The organism is Acinetobacter sp. Swhac1 (genome assembly GCF_013390985.1).
In the GTDB taxonomy this organism is placed as follows: domain Bacteria; phylum Pseudomonadota; class Gammaproteobacteria; order Pseudomonadales; family Moraxellaceae; genus Acinetobacter; species Acinetobacter towneri.
The window spans coordinates 58602-76720 of sequence record NZ_JACASN010000010.1 but is presented as its reverse complement, the minus strand read 5'-3'; the positions used below and the strand labels follow the sequence as shown (position 1 = coordinate 76720).

The window sequence follows — 18119 nt, the reverse complement described above, 5'->3', positions numbered from 1 at the left end:
ACTAAAGAAGAAAAAAAACAAAGAAAATTACAAGGAGTACGCTTATGCTCAAGCAGAGCATCGGCATTGGTATGCTGTTTATCGCAGGTCATGCATATAGTAGTAATATCATTGTCACCACCACTGCTGACACCAAAGCAGATGATCAACAATGTTCTTTGCGTGAAGCCATTGAGTATATTAATTTAGGCATGCCTGAAGAAGGCTATTTGGGCTGTGGCGGCAAAAATGCCTCAAGTGTGATTTTATTAGAAAAGAAAGCCGTCTATCAAATTGATACTCAACTTAAAATTACAGAAAACCTTGAAATTAAAACCACCTATGACAGTAGTCTGAATGATAAAACTGCCCCAGGTTTGAATAATGCCACGATTCAGATGCGCGGCAATGAGCGAATTTTCCACATTGAAGATAGCAAGGATCGTTTCTTAAAAGTTTCTTTAAAAGAATTAACTTTACAGGGCTGCGGTGAGGAACGCTGTCGTCAGCAGCAAGGTGGTCTGATTTATAATAATGAACATTTAATTTTAGACTATGTGAAACTGAGTAAGGGTCTAGCTAATCAAGGTGGGGCAATTTATAACCTCGCACAAATGACAGGCGAGAAGATCCCTGCAGGTTTTATTGAGATCAAAAATAGCTTGCTTGAAGCTAACCAAGCGCAGGAAGGTGGCGTCATTTATACGCAATTCCCACGCTTTGTGATTACAACTTCAGTATTTAAAGGCAACAAAACCATATCAGTTGCTTCAGCCAATCTCTATTCTGCAGCAAGTTTGGCAGATGAAGAAATCAAAGCCTTTCCTAGTATGGGGAATATGATCGTGAGCAGTACTTTTACTGCAAATGAAGGCTATGTCATGAATGTGCTGGATGATATTGGTGTCAATAACATTAGCTTGATTGGTAACAGCCGTGGTGTGTATCTCAACGCACCTTTGGGTAAAGCCTATATTGCCAATAGTGTGATTTTGGGTAATCCACATCCTGTCAGTGTCAATACTGCAGCAAACTGTGTGCAAGCAGGTTCAGATGCAACAAGATTGCAAAATAATTTAGTCGGCGCAGGCTGTGGAGCAGGCGATAGCAACTATCCAAATACGCTATGGACTGCAAATTCGGTGCTTGCAGGTAATCTGCTTGAAGGTGCATGCCAAACCCTCAGTCAAGATAAAACGGCTCTCTTTTGTCCATATCAAGTTCCTGAAAACTCATTCTTGGGCTTTATGCGCCCACGCGTATTGCTCAGTTATAACAGCCTGAAAGATTCTGTGGTGTTGAATCAGGGGCAATTACAACTGGGGGATAATACGGTAGTCGGTTGTGCTGCTTCAGATCAGCGCGGTAAAAACCGTCAGTCAGATATTACCTTATGTGACCGTGGTGCAATAGAGGTGATGGTTCCTGAAACTATGGGGCTTATAGGTCAAGATATTTTGGCGGGTCAAATTGCTAAAATGTCGGTGAGTGATTTGTTGGGTGATAGTGATTTGGTGCCTAAAGAATTTTGTGATCAAGTCTATCCAAACAATCCGACAGGCCAAGCATGGCAAGCAGGTTGTGTGCAAATTGAGCAACTCGATACACGTTCTAAAGGAAAATTGACCGTAGATGAGTTGGGGAATTTGGTATATACCCCAGATTCTGCTTGGCATGGTGCAGATGTCTTTAAAATTAAATTAGTTACCAGCACCACACGCTTTAACAGCACAACACCTTATATGGAAGTGAAAGTCCAAGTTATTCAAGAACATGAAAATCGTATGGAAAGCGATAAAATAAAAGTTTCTGGTGGTGCATGGAGCGCTTACGGATTAATGACTTTATTGGGTTTGTTGGGTTTACGCCGTAGAAAAGCATAAAGGATGAATATGAAAAATAATAAAAAAACACTATTAGGGATAATGGTGCTGTCTGCTATGTCGCTTATGGCAGCAGATAATCGTGTGATTCAGGTCACGACCTTTGAAGATCAAAATGGTGAAGACTTAAGCAAATGTTCATTACGTGAAGCGTTAGTTGCGGCCAAGCAGAATATTGCGTTCGGTGGATGTAGCGCAGGCAATACCAACCGTGGTGCAACCGATATGATTCAGTTGCAGGCTGGGGAATATATCTTAAACTCAGAATTACGCCCGCAATCTATGGTGCGTATTTATGGGGCGACAGCGGTCGACTATAACCAAGTAGATCCAATTACACATCGTTATCCTTCAATTGCACCGTTAAAAACCACTATTAATGCACATGGCAATAGCCGCATTATCAATACTTCAGATACCCAAGCCAGCGTGGCGCTATACGATGTCATTCTAAAAAATGGGAATGCCCATGGTGGTGGTAATGCAAACCCTGCAGATGCAGGCAAGGGTGGTGCATTATTTGTGGCAGGCCCATTAGCTGCGAACAATGTCGAAATTCAAAATTCGCATGCAGAACAAGGTGGTGCAATTTACGTTGTTGCTCATCAAGCGGAGCGTCAAGTCAATTTAGAAAATGCTTATATCCATGCGAACCAAGCCAAAGTAGGTAGTGTGTTGGCAATGGATTGTAGTGCCAACTTGGTCAATACACGCTCTATGGTGAAAATTGACCGCAGCAGTATTGTGAAAAATGGTGCTGCAAATAGTCTTAGTACTTTTGATCTTTGCGGCCAACCAGATCTTGCGTTGACTGCCAGTACGATTGCACAAAACCAAGCTGATACCAGCAAAGGTCATATCTTTAACTTAAGTAATGCAGAAAATCATCCGCTTAGCACTTTGTCACAGGTGTATTTGCAAAGTAATACCATTGTTGAAAATAAAGCATTGAGTACTTTGTTTTATGACAATTATCCACGTATTGTCCTCTCTTTTAATATGTTGGCCTTTAACCAAGGTAAATCTTGTCGTTATGCATTCCCTGCGAGCTTAGAGCAGGCGCGCAACATCAACACAATTCGCAATGCCTTATTCGCAATGGGATCAGCGACAGAGCAAGGCGAGTGTGATTTGCCTGAAACAGCAAATAGTTCTTATGATGGTGCTAAAAATTTGGATTTGACAGGGCTTAGCTTTGATCAAGTATTGCAGCCCTTGCAAGAACCATCTGCTTATAATTTATTCCTGCCGTTGTATTATCCAAAACTTGGTTCAGACCCTGCGAAAGATTTGATTGATGTAAACAGCATGGGGTGTAGTGATTATGAACAACGTGGTTTAGCGCGGGTGAGTAATGCAACTTTAACTTTAAATCCTGATGCAAAAAATACCTGTGAAATTGGCTCTGTAGAAGTGATGCGCTTAAATGCAGCCGATATTCAAAGCTTGCGTAATGTCTCTTATGAAAGTTTATTTGCCAATTATCAGCAACAAATTGACCGTATTCAGTCTGCGATAGATCAAAGTAAAGATGTTGCATCTTCGGTCGTTTCTCAATCGCGTACTGATTTGAAAACGATGCAGGATTTGTTGGCGAATACCAAAGCTAAGCAGCAATATCGTGCCATTTATGTTGATCCATTTGCGATGGCATTAAAGCAAGATGAACCAACTGCAGATGGGAAATTTGTTCAGTTAAGACAGCTTAATTCTGACAACTTTAGCATTAGCACTGAAGTATTGGGGATTGGTGCAATTTCGGGTTCAGGTACCACATTTAGTACCGATAAATTGACCCAAGATCCACAATTCAAATGTGAATGGGATGCACAGTTGCAACGGATTGTGATGTATCGACTGAATGATAAAGTCACAGAAGCAACCGATTCAGCGTATTGTAAATACACCATTACCTCAAAATTGGACAGTAATTTGCATTCTTCGGGCTTACTTGAAGGTAAATTTAGCAATATTGCCCCAATTGCAAAAGATGATCGTGTACGACTTGAATATGGTACAGACCTCAAAGTGAGTTTTAATCCATTGCTGAATGATAGCGATGCAGGCGATGGTTCTATCAGCACTTTGAAAGAAAATACCAATAAGCCTGCATTCTATAAAGATAGTACAGGACAAGAACTGGCAATTCGTTTTACACAAGTACCTTCAGGTGTGGTACTTACGGCAGATCGTCAAGCACCTTGTCCTGGGGATTATGCACGTGAAATTTGTTATGGTGGCAATATTCAGGTTCAAGTACGAAATAGCTTTAGTCCATTTGATTATGAGCTGAAATACACGATTTTCGATCATGAACTGGAATTATCGCCTGAAGCGACCATTACTTTAGAAAATACAGCGAAAAATACCAATTATGAAGCCAGTGGTGGCGGTGGGGGAAGCTTAGGTTTCTGGGGTATGTTTGGTTTAATCGGATTGGCGTTCTATCGTCAACGTCCAAGAAAATCGTAATCTACCGACTCTTTATTGCAAAAGCCTCATCTGTTTTACACGATGAGGCTTTTGTTATTGGTGACTTCAAGTACTTTCTATTATCCATGAACAGATAAAATTAGTGACTCATTGCAGGCTGCTGATATTTAAGAATGTATTCCTGACGAATTAAAGGTCGTTGTTCAGGTGTTGCTTGTTGCAAGCGTTGTCCTAATTCACGACGTTCTTGCGTGCTCATTTTTTGCCAAGTTTCACGCATTTTTTGTTTTTCGCTATCAGGCAGTTGAGTAAACCAATCCATCCGCTGCTGTAAAGCTACGCTTTTTTCTGCAGGAATTTCTTTTAAGTTTTGATAGCGCTTAATTAAGGCCAATTGTTCTTCTTCAGAAAGAGTTTCCCAGGTTTCTGAAATTTGCGTATCTGCATCTTTGGAAAAAATCCAAAAACGCTCAAACCCTGCAAAACTGGTTTGTAAAAAACTGAGCGCACAACACGCAATCACAATTCGTTTAGCTGCCATGTGGAACTTTGTCCTCACCCAACACCATTAACATTTCTAAATCTTCCACCATTTGTGGAGAAAGTTTAGGAACAGATACAGCTTGATTCTGCGGCTGTGTGGTCATTTCCATTGAATTTGGCAAGACCACAAAACCTGCAATTGCCGCAGCCAATGCAAAACCTGACATTTTCCAAAGCCCATAGCGCGATGTTTTCTTGTCTTGAATATTGTCCAAGACATGATTCATGACCGCGGCTTTGTCTTGATGGTGGCGAGCCAATCCATCAAGTTTAGATGTCACTTGTTTTAAGAAATCATCTTGTTTCATTCTGATGATCCTCCCAGATACGGATTCATATGTGCCAAACTGTTGCGTAAAGCTTGAATAGCACGGTGATAATGCGTTTTTACACTGCCTTCAGTGCAGTTCATAATTTGTGCGGTGGTTTGCGTATCAAAACCTTCCCAAGCACGTAACATAAAAGCTTGTTGTTGCCGCACAGGAAGCCCCGCAATTGCTGCCTGAATTTCTTCTACAGTCACAGCTTGATCTAAAAACTCTGCAGGATTGAGTGCTTGCTCATCGACAATATCAAGTTGTTCAACATCGTCATCATCTAAACTGATTTTTTTGAACCATGAAAACGGTTGAGCGCGGCGAGCTTCTTTACGACGCCAATCTTGTAATTTGTTATTTAAAATGGTGTAAAACAGGGGATACCATTCCTCTGTGGCTTTGTCAGCATAAGATTTATGCAAGGAAATAAAGGCTTCTTGCACCAAATCCATAGCAATGCCGTGCTGTCCTTGCGTTGCACTTTCCATCATCACTAAGGCACGCCCCGTTACGTCTTGCATGAAATTCTTCAGACGTTGCTCAGCCGTACTCTTAAGAGCACTCAAATTTTCCGAGTGTGACGACTTCGGGTTTAAATCCATAGAGATGGAAAATCCTGTCATTGGATACCCACCATTATTTTTAACATCATATTTTTATAACGCTAAAAACAATGGTTTGGTTGACATTGCAAGTTATTATTTTCAGTCTAATCTATTTTTTTTGCAGGGCTAGTCTTTTTAAAATAAATTAACCATTTACAGACGTTGGCGTACCATTTCAAAGAAACAGATTGAGCCTGCAATTGCCACATTCAAAGATTCCTGTCCACCTGGTTGTGGAATACTTACCGCTTCTGCATGCTGTAAGGCATAATCGGACACACCTTGACCTTCATTGCCTAGAATCCAGACGCAAGCATTACGCAGATTTTTGGAATAGAGACTTTCTGCATGGTGTGAACTGGTCACATATACAGGAATCTGAAATTGTGCTAAGACATCTTCGAGTTCAATATTTTCAAAGGTATGCAAGCTAAAGTGTGCGCCCATGCCTGCACGTAACACCCGTGGCGACCAAAGTGAGGCAGAACCTTTGGTACAAATAATTTGTTCAATACCTGCTGCTGCTGCAGAGCGCAATAAGGTGCCGACATTACCCGGATCTTGCACATTTTCTAAAATCAGTGTGTCTGCTTTAAAGTCTAAAGCTTGGCTTGAACTTGGCACGTCGACAATGGCTAAACAGGCAAGGGAAGTGCCTAAAGTGCTTAAATCTTTATATAAAGATTCGCCAATGACAAAGACCACGCCTGTGTATTTAGCCAAAATACGCTCATAGTCAGGATGGCTTAGTGCATGTTCGGTGGTAAAAATCGAATTGATTTTTTTATTTTCATGTAACCACGCCAGACACAAATGTGTACCTTCAAGTACCGTTTGTCCCTGTTTTTTGCGATAGTTATTTTGTTCAATTAAACCACGTAAGTGTTTAATTTTCGGGTTATCTTTTGATTCTAAAAAAATCGTAGGCATGCGATAAAATCCACAGCAGTCAGCGAATGGCCGACTGCTGTTGTTAAAAATTATTGATGGTAGCTGCTGACCAAATCGACTTCATTTTTTGAGCCAATGATGACAGGCACACGTTGATGTAGGTCTGTGGGTTGGATGTCTAAAATACGCACACGACCTGTGGTTGCCGCACCGCCTGCTTGTTCCATGAGCATACTCATTGGATTGGCTTCATACATTAAACGTAAACGACCTGCTTTTTTCGGGTCTTTTAAGTCGTATGGATACATGAAAACCCCGCTACGGCAAAGGATACGGTGAATATCGCCCACCATACATGCAACCCAACGCATGTTAAAGTCTTTTTCGCGTGGCCCAGTTTTACCAGCCAAAAGTTCATCAATATAGCGTTTTACAGGTGCTTCCCAATGGCGTTGGTTTGAAGCATTGATCGCGTATTCTTTTGTATCGGCAGCAACTTGAATGTTGTCTGCAGTCACCAAAAACTCTTGGCTTTCTGGGTCAAAGGTAAAGAATACCACGCCTGCACCAACAGTGAGCGCCATCATGGTAGATGGGCCATACAGGACATAACCTGCAGCAACTTGTTGTGTACCTGCTTGCATAAAGTCTGCAGCTTGGGTCACGGCATTTTTTGCAGGTAAAATTGAGAAAATGGTACCCACACACATATTGATGTCGATGTTGCTTGAACCATCCAGTGGGTCAAATAACACTAAATATTGACCATTTTCCTGAGCAGGAGTGAATTCGTCTAATTCTTCCGACGCCAAACCACCCACATTAGGATGTTTTTGTAACGCTTCAATTAAATAATCATTTGAAATAACATCTAATTTCTTTTGTTCTTCGCCTTGTACGTTTTCATTTTGTGCACTGCCTAATACGCCCGCCAATGCACCTTTTTGTAATGTTTGGTCAATTGTTTTGCAAGTATTGGCTATAGTTTCAATCACTTGAGCAAGTTCGGGTGTTAAATTTCCAGTTTGTTGTTGTAGAAATTGGGAAAGGGTGCGGTATGACATGACTGGAAAACTCCGAATGACTGCAAAAATGAGGATAACAATATGCTGCAATAGTTTAGATGAGAACGCGTTAAAAGAAAAATTAAACTCGACTATTTGCTGTGATTTTACCCTTGCAAGTCCTGCAGAAAGTGCTATGTTGATGTGAAGGATTTAATTTGAGATAGGAGCACAGATATGACAACGTTAAAGTTTGATGCGACTCCAACGCCAAGCGAAGGGATTAGTTTAGACGATATTTCTGAGGACAAGATGAAAGCCGCTTGGAAAGATTACGAGTCTAAACCTGAATATAAAAAGTTTAATAAGCATGATTTGATTGAATCTATGCAAACTGCAAAAGCTGATGCCGAGTCGGAATAACTGAAGCAAAGCTGTATTTCTGCACTTATCTGTTAGTTTTTAAAATATTCGTTTGCCCAGTTTTTTATGTCATAAAAAAGCGCCCTTGTAATAAAGAGCGCTTTTTTCGTATTGGGGAAACACGTTCTAAACGAGTTTTTCCCAAACAGCAAATTATTATTTCAATAATGGTGGAACAGCTTCGTAGTTAATTTCTACGCGACGGTTTTCTTTCCATGCATTTTCATCATGTCCAGGGTTGACTGGCATTTCTTTACCATAGCTCACTGCTTCAAGCTGACCTGCGTTAACGCCGCTGGTGATTAAGAAGCTCTCAACCGCTTTGGCACGACGCTCGCCTAAAGCCATGTTGTATTCGCGTGTACCGCGTTCATCGGTATGACCTGTAAGCGCTACTTTAGAGTTGGCATTCGCCATTAGAAACTGTGCATGTGCTTGTAGGGTCTGGTAATCATCATTAGATAATTCGCTGCTGTCGTAGTCAAAATGCACCACGCGCTTTGCCAAGAAAGCTTTGTTGGCTTCGGTTACACCTTTGGCAGATGCACCTGCAAGGTTTTGTGCATTTAAAGCTGCATCTTCACTCAAACCTTGGGTGTTGACTGTAGTTGCACCACTTGGTGTTTGACCTGCTTGTGAGTCAGTCGTTGGTTTGCGGTTTGCACAACCTGTCATCACTAAAGCCGATGCCAAAACAGGGAGTACCAATAATTTAACTGCGTTCATCCTCATCTCCATGAAGCTTGATTTTTGGTTTTAAAACAGAACTGAAAAGTGTTTACCTTGCGGATACTCATTATTTTGGCGCCCACGCAGGTTCACGCACTTCACCTTGTTCACTTGGTAAGTTCATGCGGAAGCGACCGTCTAAAGACATAATTGACAATAAGCCACGTGCGCCTTCGCGCGTTGCATACACCACCATTTGCCCATTTGGTGAGAAGCTTGGCGACTCATCCAAACTGGTTGGGGTTAAAATATTGGTGATATTGGTGTTGATGTCTTGAATTGCGACTTTGTAATTACTGCCACTTGGGCGATGCACCAATGCCAGTTTACGACCATCGGCACTGAGCGTACCACGTGCGTTAAATGCACCGCGGAAGGTTAGGCGTTTGCTGCTGCCTGTGGCAAAGTCATAACGATAAATTTGTGCGGAACCACCACGATCTGAAGTGTAAATAAATGATTTACCATCTGGTGCATAACGTGCTTCGGTATCAATCGCACTGTCATTGGTCATGCGTCGCAGTTCACGGGTGCTTAAATTCATTTGATAAATTTCTGGATTGCCATGCATGGATGCGGTAAACAACATGCTTTGACCATCTGGTGAGAAGCTTGGAGCACCATTTAAACCACGGAAACTGGCTAATTTTTCACGCTGACCTGTCGCCAAATCTTGCACATAAATAGCAGGGCGTTTGGTTTCAAACGACACATAGGCAATTTTTTTGGCATCTGGTGTCCACGCAGGCGATAAAATAGGATCACGCGAAGTCAAAATGGTTTTAGGCTGTTCACCATCAGTATCGGCAATTTGCAGGGTATAGCGTTGTTCAGGTGTTGCAGGGTTGCGCAGTACATAAGCAATGCGTCCGCTAAAGTCACCTTTAATGCCCGTGAGTGCTTCATAAATGGCATCACTGATCATGTGTGCAGCAGAACGTACCCGTGACGCAGGCACGCTTAATAATTCATTCAATAAGTATTGCTGTTTTTGCACATCATAAAGTTGGTAGTGAACTTCATAACCGCCTTCTGCAGTGGCTTTAACATTTCCTGTCACCACATAAGGTACACCTGCGGCTTGCCATGCAGCTGCATTTGGATTGTTCATGCTTGCAGTTGCAGCAAGGTTTTTAGATGAACTGGTGAATTTGCCTGAACGGTTTAAATCGTTTTCTACAATAGGATAAATACTTTGATCATTGCCAAACGGCACAATCGCAATTTTAGGTGCTTCTTCTGGTGCTTTGGCAATTTCTAAATGCAGTTGTGCAAAAGATTGTGTGCTTAAAACTGGGCTAAGCGCAGTTAAAATAGCAAGACAAAGTAGGTGTTTACGCGTTGTTTCCATCATTCGCTATTTTCTCAAATCAACATAACTTTTTTGGATGTAATTGTGGTACATAATGGCATGCTTTGGTAGGAATGAAAGCATGAATTTATAATAAAACTGTTATAACACTGTGAAAATTTAAATTTATTTATACTCGTAAATATTTTGAGAAGGAGTTAGCCAAATAGATGTTATTCGGCTAACTGGTAACTTATTGCGCTGTAAAGGTAGAGGTGAAGCTACGTGCTTCGCGTCGTGCATCTGGGTCTGATGGCATCGGATAAGGTGCGGCAGCACGAACAGCAGCTTCTACACTGGCTTTCATGTCAGGGTCGCTAGAATTAACCACGACAGACTGAACTGCGCCACTGTCACTTAGGGTCACACGCGCAGTTGCACGTTTGCCCGATGAACCCACAGGGGTATCCCACGCACGTCTGATTTTATTTTCGAAATCGCGTTTAGCAGTGGATGCAATGCGTCGTACTTCAGCCTTTTTCTGAGCAGCTTCTTCTGCAGCTTGTTTGGCAGCTGAAGCTTTGGCTTCAGTATCGGCACGTGCCTTCGCTTCGGCATCAGCTTTGGCTTTTGCATCTGCGTCAGCCTTACGTTTTGCTTCGGCATCAGCTTTGGCTTTTGCATCTGCAGCAGCTTTACGTTTTGCGTCGGCATCAGCTTTGGCTTTTGCATCTGCTGCAGCTTTACGTTTTGCATCGGCATCTGCTTTGGTTTTTGCATCTGCGTCAGCTTTACGTTTTGCATCAGCTTTGGCTTTTGCATCTGCGTCAGCTTTACGTTTTGCCTCAGCATCTGCCTTGGCTTTTGCATCTGCTTCAGCTTTGCGTTTTGCTGCTGCATTGGCTTCGAGTTGACGTCTTTCTGCCGCTTCTGCTTTTTTCAGGGCTTCGGCTTCTTTACGACGTACAGCATCTGCTTCAGCACGTGCTTTGGCATCGGCTTGAGCTTTTGCTTTAGCATCGGCTTCTCGTTGAGCACGTTCTTCGGCGCGTGCTTGTTGAGCTTTTAAGCGTTCAGCTTCTAGTTTTTGTCGCTCTGCAATTTGTTTGGCTTCAGGAGCTTGTCGTTCTGCACGTGCTTGAGCCTCTGCTGCTTGTGCAGTTTTTTGTGTATCAACTTGAGGAGCGGGTGGCGTAGGAGCCGCTGCAGGTGTTGGAATGACAGGGGCAGGTTCAAGAGCAGGCTCGGCTGTTTGAGTAATTTGCTCTGCTACATTTTCATGTGTGGTTTCAGCAGATTTAGTTTCTAATAAGGGTTTTAAATCTTCTGGTTTTATTAATACCGTTTTAATGGGTTTAGGCGGCTCAGGTGCTTTACTCATGCCCAAATAAAGCAAGCCAACCACTGCGATAAGGTGGACACCTACGGTGAACCCAATCGCGATGGCTTTTTGTTGAAAAGGTGGCTTTTTAAAATCTTTCATAAATTACTTTAAAGGCTCGGTCAGCAATCCAACTTGGGTTAAACCCGCATCTTGTAAGTCAGACATTAACGCAATCACATCACCATAAGGGCGTGTATTATGACCGCGAATAACAACCTGAAACTCTTTGTTTTCAGCTTTGGCTTGAATTTGAGCATCGGTCAAAATTTGTTTCAGTTGGGCTAATTCCAAAGGTTCGGCTTTGTGTTCTTTGTATTCTAAAAAATATTGCCCATCTTTATTTAAAGTCACCAAAGCAGGGGCATCTTTCGATTCAATTGGATTACCATTGGCTTGAGGTAAATCGACTTGAATCCCACTGGTAATCATCGGTGCAGTAACCATAAAAATCACCAATAACACCAACATGACATCAATATAGGGCACTACATTCATGTCACTTTTGAGTGGTTTCTTAATGCGCTCGAAGCGTCCTGAGCGTTGAATAGCCATTAGTCGTGATCCTGAGTATTGCCTAAAGATTGACGTTGTAATAAAGCCACCATTTCTTCGGCAAATAACGCACGATCAGAATAAATCGCTTCGCCTTTGGCGGTGTAATGGTTAAAGGCAAGTACCGCAGGAATGGCGGCAAATAAACCAATGGCTGTGGCAATGAGGGCTTCGGCAATCCCTGGTGCGACTGTTGCCAATGTGACTTGATCGACATCTGCCAGTCCAATAAAGGCATTCATAATGCCCCAGACGGTACCAAATAAACCAACGTATGGCGCAACCGAACCAATGCTGGCTAATGCACCTAAGCCTTGTTCAAGTTGAGCTTGGTCGCGGCTTAAACCGACACGTAAAATACGTTCTGTGCCTTCAATGGTTTGTGTTGCAGGCGCTTGGCGCTTTTTGAGTTTTAAAAACTCACCTAAGCCTTGATAGAAAATATCTTCCAAACCGACACGTTTTGAATTGAGCTGTGCGTTGTTGTAAAGCGTATTTAATTCTGCACCAGACCAGAAGATTTTTTGGAAATGCTGATCATCTGCCTGTGCTTTTTTATAGCTCATGTGTAACTTGGCAATCAGATACCAACTGTATAATGATGCTAAAAGCAGCGAGAGCATTACCAGCTGAACAACAGGACTTGCTTGTAAAATAAGATCTGATACTTGAAGAGATGATTCGAGTTGTGTTGCCATAGTTACTACATGTGCCAATTCATTTTTTTAATCTTGTCCTAATTCTTTCAGAATAAGGCTACGAATTTCATCTGGCAGACGACGTGGTTTCATATCTGAACCAAGACAGGCCAATTCAACCTCGCCAGATGCAAGCATGATTTCACCACGATAAATATTTTGTTGCAATACAAATGATGACGCTTTACACGAAACTACACTTGCTGTAACAGTAATTAGGTCATCCATTAAGATTGGACGTGAATATTTCACGTTAATTTTATGCACGACAAAGTTGTAATCTTGTTGATGCCAATAATGATCAACACCCGATGCACGAAGCCATTCGGTACGGGTACGTTCCATAAAGCGAATATGGTTGGCGTGGTAAACAATGCCGCCTGCATCAGTATCTTCCATATAGATACGAATTTTAAATTCAAATTTATTCGCCATGATGATGTTCCGCTTCAATGTTGCAAAGTTGTTTGATAAGCAATACTTATAGCTTACGCCGTGTCTGTGAAATTGACGTGAATCGGGGCTATAAGTCAAGCTGTGTATAGCGTGGCAGTTTATCATTCTCAACGCTTCGTCCAATGGCACAAGATTTCAAACATGCTTTTAAGTTAAAATTAGCTGCCTGCCTGATACATGCAGATGATCCACCCCAATGAGCAGCACATGAGCCGTTTAGTTAAATTTTTTGTGGTAATTGCCATATTGTATTTGTTGTGGATGACGCTGTTCCAGCCAGATGGAGGAATTGCGGATAGCACAACCTATCAGTCATCGCAGCAAGTGCATCAATTTAAAGACTATACCATTCAAGCTTTGGAAACCTATGAAGGTGAGTTTCGGGTATTGTCACGTGAAAATTATAATTTTGGACGTGAAGCCGAACTTAGCCCTGTCGATTTTGCTTTGGGATGGGGCGAAATGGCCAAGCCTGAAGTGTATAAACAGTTGTCTATTCGTCAAAGCAACCGTTGGTATCATTGGCGTTATGAACAAGCACCACCGATTCCTGTGCAAGAGATTGCAAGTTTGAGCGCTAATACGCATTTAATTCCTGCCACACCCGCGATTGCGACACAGTTAAAACAGATTGATGAAGATGATTTGATTTATTTGAAAGGTAAATTGGTTGAAGTTACTGCCGCAGATGGGTGGCAGTGGCGCAGTTCTTTAAGCCGTCATGATACAGGGGCGGGCGCGTGTGAATTAATGCTTGTTGAAGATGTGCGTATTATTGAAAATTAGGGTCTATCTACAGACCCAATTGACCTAAATATTTAATAGCTTAAAGGGAGATAGCTCCCTTCAAGCTATTTTTTCCTTTGAGCTATTTTTCTTTTGGCTCTGGCGGTGTCATCCCAAATTGTAAATACGCCATATTGGTGGCAATACGCCCGCGAGCGGTTCGCATTACATAACCTTGTTGAATTAGGTATGGTTCAATTACATCTTCCAAAGTGCCAGAGTCTTCAGCCATAGCAGCGGCCAAAGCTTCCACACCTGCAGGCCCACCATCAAAACGCTCTAATAACATTGATAAATAACGACGGTCTAAGGTATCTAAACCATCTTTATCGACATTCAGCATATCTAGCGCACGTTGTGCCATCTCTTGCGTGACTTCACCTGTGCCTTTGACCTGCGCATAGTCACGAACGCGACGCAATAATCGGTTGGCAATACGTGGTGTACCACGTGAACGACGAGCGACTTCATTGGCTCCTGCATCGGTCATTGGCACATCCATTAAACTCGCCGAGCGTTTGACAATATGGGTCAAATCTTCAACCGAATAAAATTCCAAACGCTGCACAATACCAAAACGGTCACGTAACGGTGAGGTGAGTAAGCCTGCACGTGTGGTAGCGGCGACAAGGGTAAATGGTGGCAAGTCCAGTTTAATGGAGCGTGCTGCAGGCCCTTCACCAATCATGATGTCCAGTTGATAATCTTCCATCGCTGGATACAAGATTTCTTCAATCACAGGTGAAAGACGATGGATTTCATCAATAAATAACACATCGCCTTCTTCAAGATTGGTCAGCATGGCGGCTAAATCACCTGCGCGTTCCAAGACAGGCCCTGAAGTGGATTTAAGATTGCCGCCCATTTCACGGGCAATAATATTGGCGAGTGTGGTTTTACCTAAACCTGGTGGTCCAAAAATCAGGGTGTGGTCCAGTGCTTCTGCGCGTCCACGGGCTGCACCAATGAAAATTTCCATTTGTTCACGCACTACAGGTTGCCCAATATAGTCATCGAGTGAGGTGGGGCGAATGGCGCGATCAATTTGATCTTCGGGTTTTTCAGAACCACTGATTAGACGGTCTTGCATATCGTGTTAACTAATCTCTTGAGCTGGGCATTTTGATGCTGCATGCACAGCCTCAAAGTATGAGTTGCGTTTAAATGCCTTTGCGAAGGCATGATTTTACTTTTGAAAGATCAAAAGTAACAAAAATCTTATGTTGAGTTGAGGGTATATCCCTATACCCCAACTCAACGGGCGACATCCATGTCGCCAGTCATGTATCCAATATTGGAAAGATGAACTTACGCTAGGTTTGTTGGCATCTTTTATTTATTCATCGACTTTAATGCTGCACGGATAATATCACTGGCTTCAGTAAAATCGCCCTTGACTGCATTAATCAGTTTTTGTGCTTCGGCAGGTTTATAACCTAAAGATTGTAAAGCGGCTTCGGCTTCGGCAACAGCAGAATTGCCTGTAAACTGGATTTGAGTCATTGTGGAATTGCTGCTGCTCACTTCGTTGGACATGGCTTTAAAGCGATCACGTAATTCAATCATTAAACGTTCAGCAGTTTTTTTGCCCACACCTGGCACTTTAATCAGGGTATTAATATCTTCATGTTCTACGGTGTGAATCAGTAGCTCGACGCTTAAGGTTGATAAAATACCTAGCGCCATTTTTGGGCCGACACCATTGACTTTAAGTAAGGTTCGGAAAATGGTTTTTTCTTGGGCTTCTAAAAAACCATATAACAATTGAGCATCTTCACGCACGGCTAAATGCGTCCATAGGGTAATTTTCTGCCCTTTTTGTAATTGGCAAAATGTGGTGAGCGGCGTGTCAATTTCATAGCCCACACCATTCACATTCAGCAACACGGTTGGTGCTTCTAAAGCCAATACTTCGCCAATAAGACATCCGATCATATTTGTGATTCACTGATTGATTTAAAATAAGTTGCTGTTCGCATAGTAGAGCGCATTTTCACAAAAGGCAAAATCTGCGCTTAAATCCTACTTCTATTTAGATACAAGTATTGATATGCAAATTACTCATTATAGCAAGCCGACCTTATTGCCTTGTAATTCTTGCGATAAGTTATAGGCTTGGTGATCTGAAAACTTAGAGATAATATCCAAGACTTGCATAATATTGTCATAGTGATTATGCGCAAAATCTGCCCCTGAGCGTTGCAAGATTGACATTAAACGCTGCTCTTTAAAACTTAGGGTTTTATGTGGCGTGGTGAGTGGAATAAACGCATCCAAAATGTTTTGTAAACTTTGATGCGCAATAATTTCCAGTCCTGCTTTTTGCGGATGCTCGAAAATTTTCTCACGCGCTAAGTCTTTGGCGCGATTAATACCAATTTCAATATCTGCTGAGCAATACTGTAAAAGGCTGCCTTTAAGTTGTCCCATTAGGATTTCAAAATGGTGTTTGGCAAACGCTGTGGTGACTTCATCGACTAAACGCTTCATGACCCGACCACGCAAAGCGGCAATTTTTTGTTGCCATGTGGTACGTGCCATCGCTAGTTCTGCAGGAATACCGTAGTCACCAATCAAGTTTAAAAAGATCGGCTCCACTTCTTCATAGCTGAGCATGTTTAAAATAATGCCATCTTCTAAATCAATTAAGGCATAGCAAATATCATCCGCCGCTTCCAATAAATAGGTGAGTGGATGACGACAATAGTGATAATCGCCCAATTGAATCAGTCCAAGCTGTTCAGCAATTTGTTTGAGAATTTCTTTTTCGGCTTGGTAACAACCAAATTTATCACGTTGATTGGCAGGGCGGTTGCCTTGTTCAGCAATGGTCTTAGACAGCCACGGATATTTTAAATAAGCGCCTAAAGTGGCATAGGTTAAACGCATGCCGCCATCATTTGGATGATAGTCAATTTTGGTGAGTAGCCGTAAACCTTGCGCATTGCCTTCAAACTGACGCACGTCAGCTTCTTCTTCATCACTCAGTTTGGCGAGAAAATTGCCGTGTGAAGCATCGTCAAACCATTCACGAATGGCATATTCACCTGCATGTCCGAAAGGTGGATTGCCAATATCATGTGCCAAACATGCGGCTTGAATAATCGCACCGACATCGGCAGGAGAAATCCACATTGGCAAGTGGTCTTTGATTTTTTCTGCAGCCAGCATCCCTAATGAACGTCCAATACAAGACACTTCTAAAGAATGGGTCAGGCGAGTATGAATACCATCATGTTGAGTGAGCGGATGGACTTGGGTTTTACGGTTAAGCTGTCTGAAACTTTGCGAAAAAATAATACGGTCATAATCTTTGTGAAAAGGGCTGCGCGCCTGTTCTGTACTTTGTTTTTTACTACCAATTCGAACTGTGGAAAGCAGTTCTAACCAACGCATTTGAGTCATTTATCATTATTCACTATGTGCTTGTTTTGCATCATGCCAAAAAAATGACAAAAGCTCTAGGGGCGTGCGACATGGCTTGTCTTTTTAAATCTAAATTCATACAAAATGGGGGATAAGTTTGTGGCGAAGCGTACTTTAAAGTTTTTTGGGGAACTGTATAAATTGAGGATTGGATATTGCGTATAGGTTGCCAAAATAGCAACAATGCTCAAATTTTTATGCTAATTTCTAATTAATTGTGAAATGCATAGCGAAGCTTAAATATGCTCAAACTGATTTATTATGTGCCTGAATCTCATCTTGAAGAAACTAAACTGGCGGTTTTTGCAGCGGGTGCAGGTGGAATTGGCAATTATGAACATTGTGCATGGCAGGTTTTAGGCACAGGGCAATTTAAGCCTGTCAAAGGAGCAAATCCGTTTATTGGTGAGTTAGATGCTTTGGAACACGTTGCCGAATGGCGCGTGGAAACCATTGTACCTGAGCAAAATGCTCAGGCAGTCGCAAAAGCGCTCAAGGCAAGCCATCCTTACGAAGAGCCTGCCTTTGAGTTTATGCAACTTTTAGATATTAATTTTTAAAGACTTAAATACCAATTTTTAAAGAAAAATAGAATTGTACGATCACTCATATATGGATTGGGGCAAATATAAGTTGCGTAGATAGATTTTACTTTTCACGGGCGAAAAGTAACAAAAGCCCTCTGTTAGACTGATGGTACGTCCTGTACCACAGTCTAA

General features: G+C 42.1%; 19 protein-coding genes. 5 read left to right on the top strand and 14 right to left on the bottom strand.

Annotated features, from left to right (window positions below; all coding sequences use genetic code 11):
* Positions 1-44: 44 nt before the first annotated feature.
* Positions 45-1862 (top strand): rhombotarget A, encoded by a 1818-nt coding sequence (gene rbtA, locus HX743_RS07135; RefSeq protein WP_178318851.1) that lies wholly within the window; start codon positions 45-47, stop codon positions 1860-1862.
* A 57-nt stretch (positions 1863-1919) separates the two neighbouring features.
* Positions 1920-4334 (top strand): CSLREA domain-containing protein, encoded by a 2415-nt coding sequence (locus HX743_RS07130; protein ID WP_250316207.1) that lies wholly within the window; start codon positions 1920-1922, stop codon positions 4332-4334.
* A 100-nt stretch (positions 4335-4434) separates the two neighbouring features.
* Here HX743_RS07130 and HX743_RS07125 read toward each other — a convergent pair whose 3' ends face one another.
* The 5 genes from HX743_RS07125 to HX743_RS07105 all read right to left on the bottom strand — a co-directional run bounded on the left by HX743_RS07125 (position 4435) and on the right by HX743_RS07105 (position 7715).
* The gene (locus HX743_RS07125; protein ID WP_004971806.1) at positions 4435-4836 is read right to left on the bottom strand and encodes a DUF3106 domain-containing protein; all 402 of its coding nucleotides are present in this window, start codon (positions 4834-4836) and stop codon (positions 4435-4437) included.
* On the bottom strand, positions 4826-5146 hold the full coding sequence (locus tag HX743_RS07120) for a hypothetical protein (protein WP_004971804.1): 321 nt from the start codon (positions 5144-5146) through the stop codon (positions 4826-4828). Before HX743_RS07120 ends, HX743_RS07125 begins: the two co-directional genes overlap by 11 nt.
* Complete coding sequence (locus HX743_RS07115) at positions 5143-5757, bottom strand: RNA polymerase sigma factor (RefSeq protein WP_004971803.1); 615 nt, start codon at positions 5755-5757, stop codon at positions 5143-5145. Before HX743_RS07115 ends, HX743_RS07120 begins: the two co-directional genes overlap by 4 nt.
* A 156-nt stretch (positions 5758-5913) precedes the next feature.
* Positions 5914-6690, bottom strand: a complete 777-nt coding sequence (locus HX743_RS07110) for an RNA methyltransferase (RefSeq protein ID WP_178318849.1) — start codon at positions 6688-6690, stop codon at positions 5914-5916.
* A 50-nt stretch (positions 6691-6740) separates the two neighbouring features.
* Positions 6741-7715 (bottom strand): class 1 fructose-bisphosphatase, encoded by a 975-nt coding sequence (locus HX743_RS07105; RefSeq protein WP_004971801.1) that lies wholly within the window; start codon positions 7713-7715, stop codon positions 6741-6743.
* Positions 7716-7892: 177 nt separating this feature from the next.
* On the opposite strand from HX743_RS07105, the gene HX743_RS07100 reads away from it, so the two are divergent.
* The gene (locus tag HX743_RS07100; RefSeq protein WP_004971800.1) at positions 7893-8078 is read left to right on the top strand and encodes an NF038105 family protein; all 186 of its coding nucleotides are present in this window, start codon (positions 7893-7895) and stop codon (positions 8076-8078) included.
* A 156-nt stretch (positions 8079-8234) separates the two neighbouring features.
* Here HX743_RS07100 and pal read toward each other — a convergent pair whose 3' ends face one another.
* From pal to ybgC, 6 genes are all read right to left on the bottom strand, one after another.
* Positions 8235-8804 (bottom strand): peptidoglycan-associated lipoprotein Pal, encoded by a 570-nt coding sequence (pal, locus tag HX743_RS07095; protein ID WP_004971799.1) that lies wholly within the window; start codon positions 8802-8804, stop codon positions 8235-8237.
* Positions 8805-8874: 70 nt separating this feature from the next.
* The gene (tolB, locus tag HX743_RS07090; RefSeq protein ID WP_026438303.1) at positions 8875-10158 is read right to left on the bottom strand and encodes a Tol-Pal system beta propeller repeat protein TolB; all 1284 of its coding nucleotides are present in this window, start codon (positions 10156-10158) and stop codon (positions 8875-8877) included.
* A 193-nt stretch (positions 10159-10351) separates the two neighbouring features.
* On the bottom strand, positions 10352-11581 hold the full coding sequence (gene tolA, locus HX743_RS07085; RefSeq protein WP_178318848.1) for a cell envelope integrity protein TolA: 1230 nt from the start codon (positions 11579-11581) through the stop codon (positions 10352-10354).
* A gap of 3 nt (positions 11582-11584) precedes the next feature.
* Positions 11585-12034, bottom strand: coding sequence for a protein TolR (gene tolR / locus HX743_RS07080; RefSeq protein WP_070154130.1), 450 nt, complete (start codon positions 12032-12034; stop codon positions 11585-11587).
* Positions 12034-12732, bottom strand: a complete 699-nt coding sequence (gene tolQ / locus HX743_RS07075; RefSeq protein WP_178318847.1) for a protein TolQ — start codon at positions 12730-12732, stop codon at positions 12034-12036. Before tolQ ends, tolR begins: the two co-directional genes overlap by 1 nt.
* A gap of 27 nt (positions 12733-12759) precedes the next feature.
* Positions 12760-13167, bottom strand: a complete 408-nt coding sequence (gene ybgC / locus HX743_RS07070) for a tol-pal system-associated acyl-CoA thioesterase (RefSeq protein ID WP_004971791.1) — start codon at positions 13165-13167, stop codon at positions 12760-12762.
* A 228-nt stretch (positions 13168-13395) separates the two neighbouring features.
* Between ybgC and HX743_RS07065 the strand changes: the two genes are divergently transcribed.
* Positions 13396-13974: a hypothetical protein gene (locus tag HX743_RS07065; protein WP_004971789.1), complete on the top strand. Its 579-nt coding sequence runs from the start codon at positions 13396-13398 to the stop codon at positions 13972-13974.
* Between the two features lie 82 nt (positions 13975-14056).
* Here HX743_RS07065 and ruvB read toward each other — a convergent pair whose 3' ends face one another.
* The 3 genes from ruvB to HX743_RS07050 form a co-directional block, all read right to left on the bottom strand.
* Complete coding sequence (gene ruvB, locus HX743_RS07060) at positions 14057-15064, bottom strand: Holliday junction branch migration DNA helicase RuvB (RefSeq protein ID WP_004971787.1); 1008 nt, start codon at positions 15062-15064, stop codon at positions 14057-14059.
* 242 nt (positions 15065-15306) lie between these two features.
* Positions 15307-15909 carry a Holliday junction branch migration protein RuvA gene (gene ruvA / locus HX743_RS07055; protein WP_004971784.1) on the bottom strand — a complete coding sequence of 201 codons (603 nt, stop codon included), beginning with the start codon at positions 15907-15909 and terminating at the stop codon, positions 15307-15309.
* 129 nt (positions 15910-16038) lie between these two features.
* Complete coding sequence (locus tag HX743_RS07050; protein WP_019837718.1) at positions 16039-17379, bottom strand: deoxyguanosinetriphosphate triphosphohydrolase; 1341 nt, start codon at positions 17377-17379, stop codon at positions 16039-16041.
* Positions 17380-17642: 263 nt separating this feature from the next.
* On the opposite strand from HX743_RS07050, the gene HX743_RS07045 reads away from it, so the two are divergent.
* A complete protein-coding gene (locus tag HX743_RS07045) occupies positions 17643-17960 on the top strand; it encodes a YqfO family protein (protein ID WP_104851742.1) in 318 nt (105 codons plus the stop codon).
* Positions 17961-18119: the final 159 nt, after the last annotated feature.

Excerpts from the sequence above, each read along its gene's own strand:
- rbtA (WP_178318851.1), top strand. The coding sequence starts at position 45 with ATGCTCAAGCAGAGCATCGGCATTGGTATGCTGTTTATCGCAGGTCAT.
- HX743_RS07130 (WP_250316207.1), top strand. The coding sequence starts at position 1,920 with ATGTCGCTTATGGCAGCAGATAATCGTGTGATTCAGGTCACGACCTTT.
- HX743_RS07125 (WP_004971806.1), bottom strand. The coding sequence starts at position 4,836 with ATGGCAGCTAAACGAATTGTGATTGCGTGTTGTGCGCTCAGTTTTTTA.
- HX743_RS07120 (WP_004971804.1), bottom strand. The coding sequence starts at position 5,146 with ATGAAACAAGATGATTTCTTAAAACAAGTGACATCTAAACTTGATGGA.
- HX743_RS07115 (WP_004971803.1), bottom strand. The coding sequence starts at position 5,757 with ATGGATTTAAACCCGAAGTCGTCACACTCGGAAAATTTGAGTGCTCTT.
- HX743_RS07110 (WP_178318849.1), bottom strand. The coding sequence starts at position 6,690 with ATGCCTACGATTTTTTTAGAATCAAAAGATAACCCGAAAATTAAACAC.
- HX743_RS07105 (WP_004971801.1), bottom strand. The coding sequence starts at position 7,715 with ATGTCATACCGCACCCTTTCCCAATTTCTACAACAACAAACTGGAAAT.
- HX743_RS07100 (WP_004971800.1), top strand. The coding sequence starts at position 7,893 with ATGACAACGTTAAAGTTTGATGCGACTCCAACGCCAAGCGAAGGGATT.
- pal (WP_004971799.1), bottom strand. The coding sequence starts at position 8,804 with ATGAACGCAGTTAAATTATTGGTACTCCCTGTTTTGGCATCGGCTTTA.
- tolB (WP_026438303.1), bottom strand. The coding sequence starts at position 10,158 with ATGGAAACAACGCGTAAACACCTACTTTGTCTTGCTATTTTAACTGCG.
- tolA (WP_178318848.1), bottom strand. The coding sequence starts at position 11,581 with ATGAAAGATTTTAAAAAGCCACCTTTTCAACAAAAAGCCATCGCGATT.
- tolR (WP_070154130.1), bottom strand. The coding sequence starts at position 12,034 with ATGGCTATTCAACGCTCAGGACGCTTCGAGCGCATTAAGAAACCACTC.
- tolQ (WP_178318847.1), bottom strand. The coding sequence starts at position 12,732 with ATGGCAACACAACTCGAATCATCTCTTCAAGTATCAGATCTTATTTTA.
- ybgC (WP_004971791.1), bottom strand. The coding sequence starts at position 13,167 with ATGGCGAATAAATTTGAATTTAAAATTCGTATCTATATGGAAGATACT.
- HX743_RS07065 (WP_004971789.1), top strand. The coding sequence starts at position 13,396 with ATGAGCCGTTTAGTTAAATTTTTTGTGGTAATTGCCATATTGTATTTG.
- ruvB (WP_004971787.1), bottom strand. The coding sequence starts at position 15,064 with ATGCAAGACCGTCTAATCAGTGGTTCTGAAAAACCCGAAGATCAAATT.
- ruvA (WP_004971784.1), bottom strand. The coding sequence starts at position 15,909 with ATGATCGGATGTCTTATTGGCGAAGTATTGGCTTTAGAAGCACCAACC.
- HX743_RS07050 (WP_019837718.1), bottom strand. The coding sequence starts at position 17,379 with ATGACTCAAATGCGTTGGTTAGAACTGCTTTCCACAGTTCGAATTGGT.
- HX743_RS07045 (WP_104851742.1), top strand. The coding sequence starts at position 17,643 with ATGCTCAAACTGATTTATTATGTGCCTGAATCTCATCTTGAAGAAACT.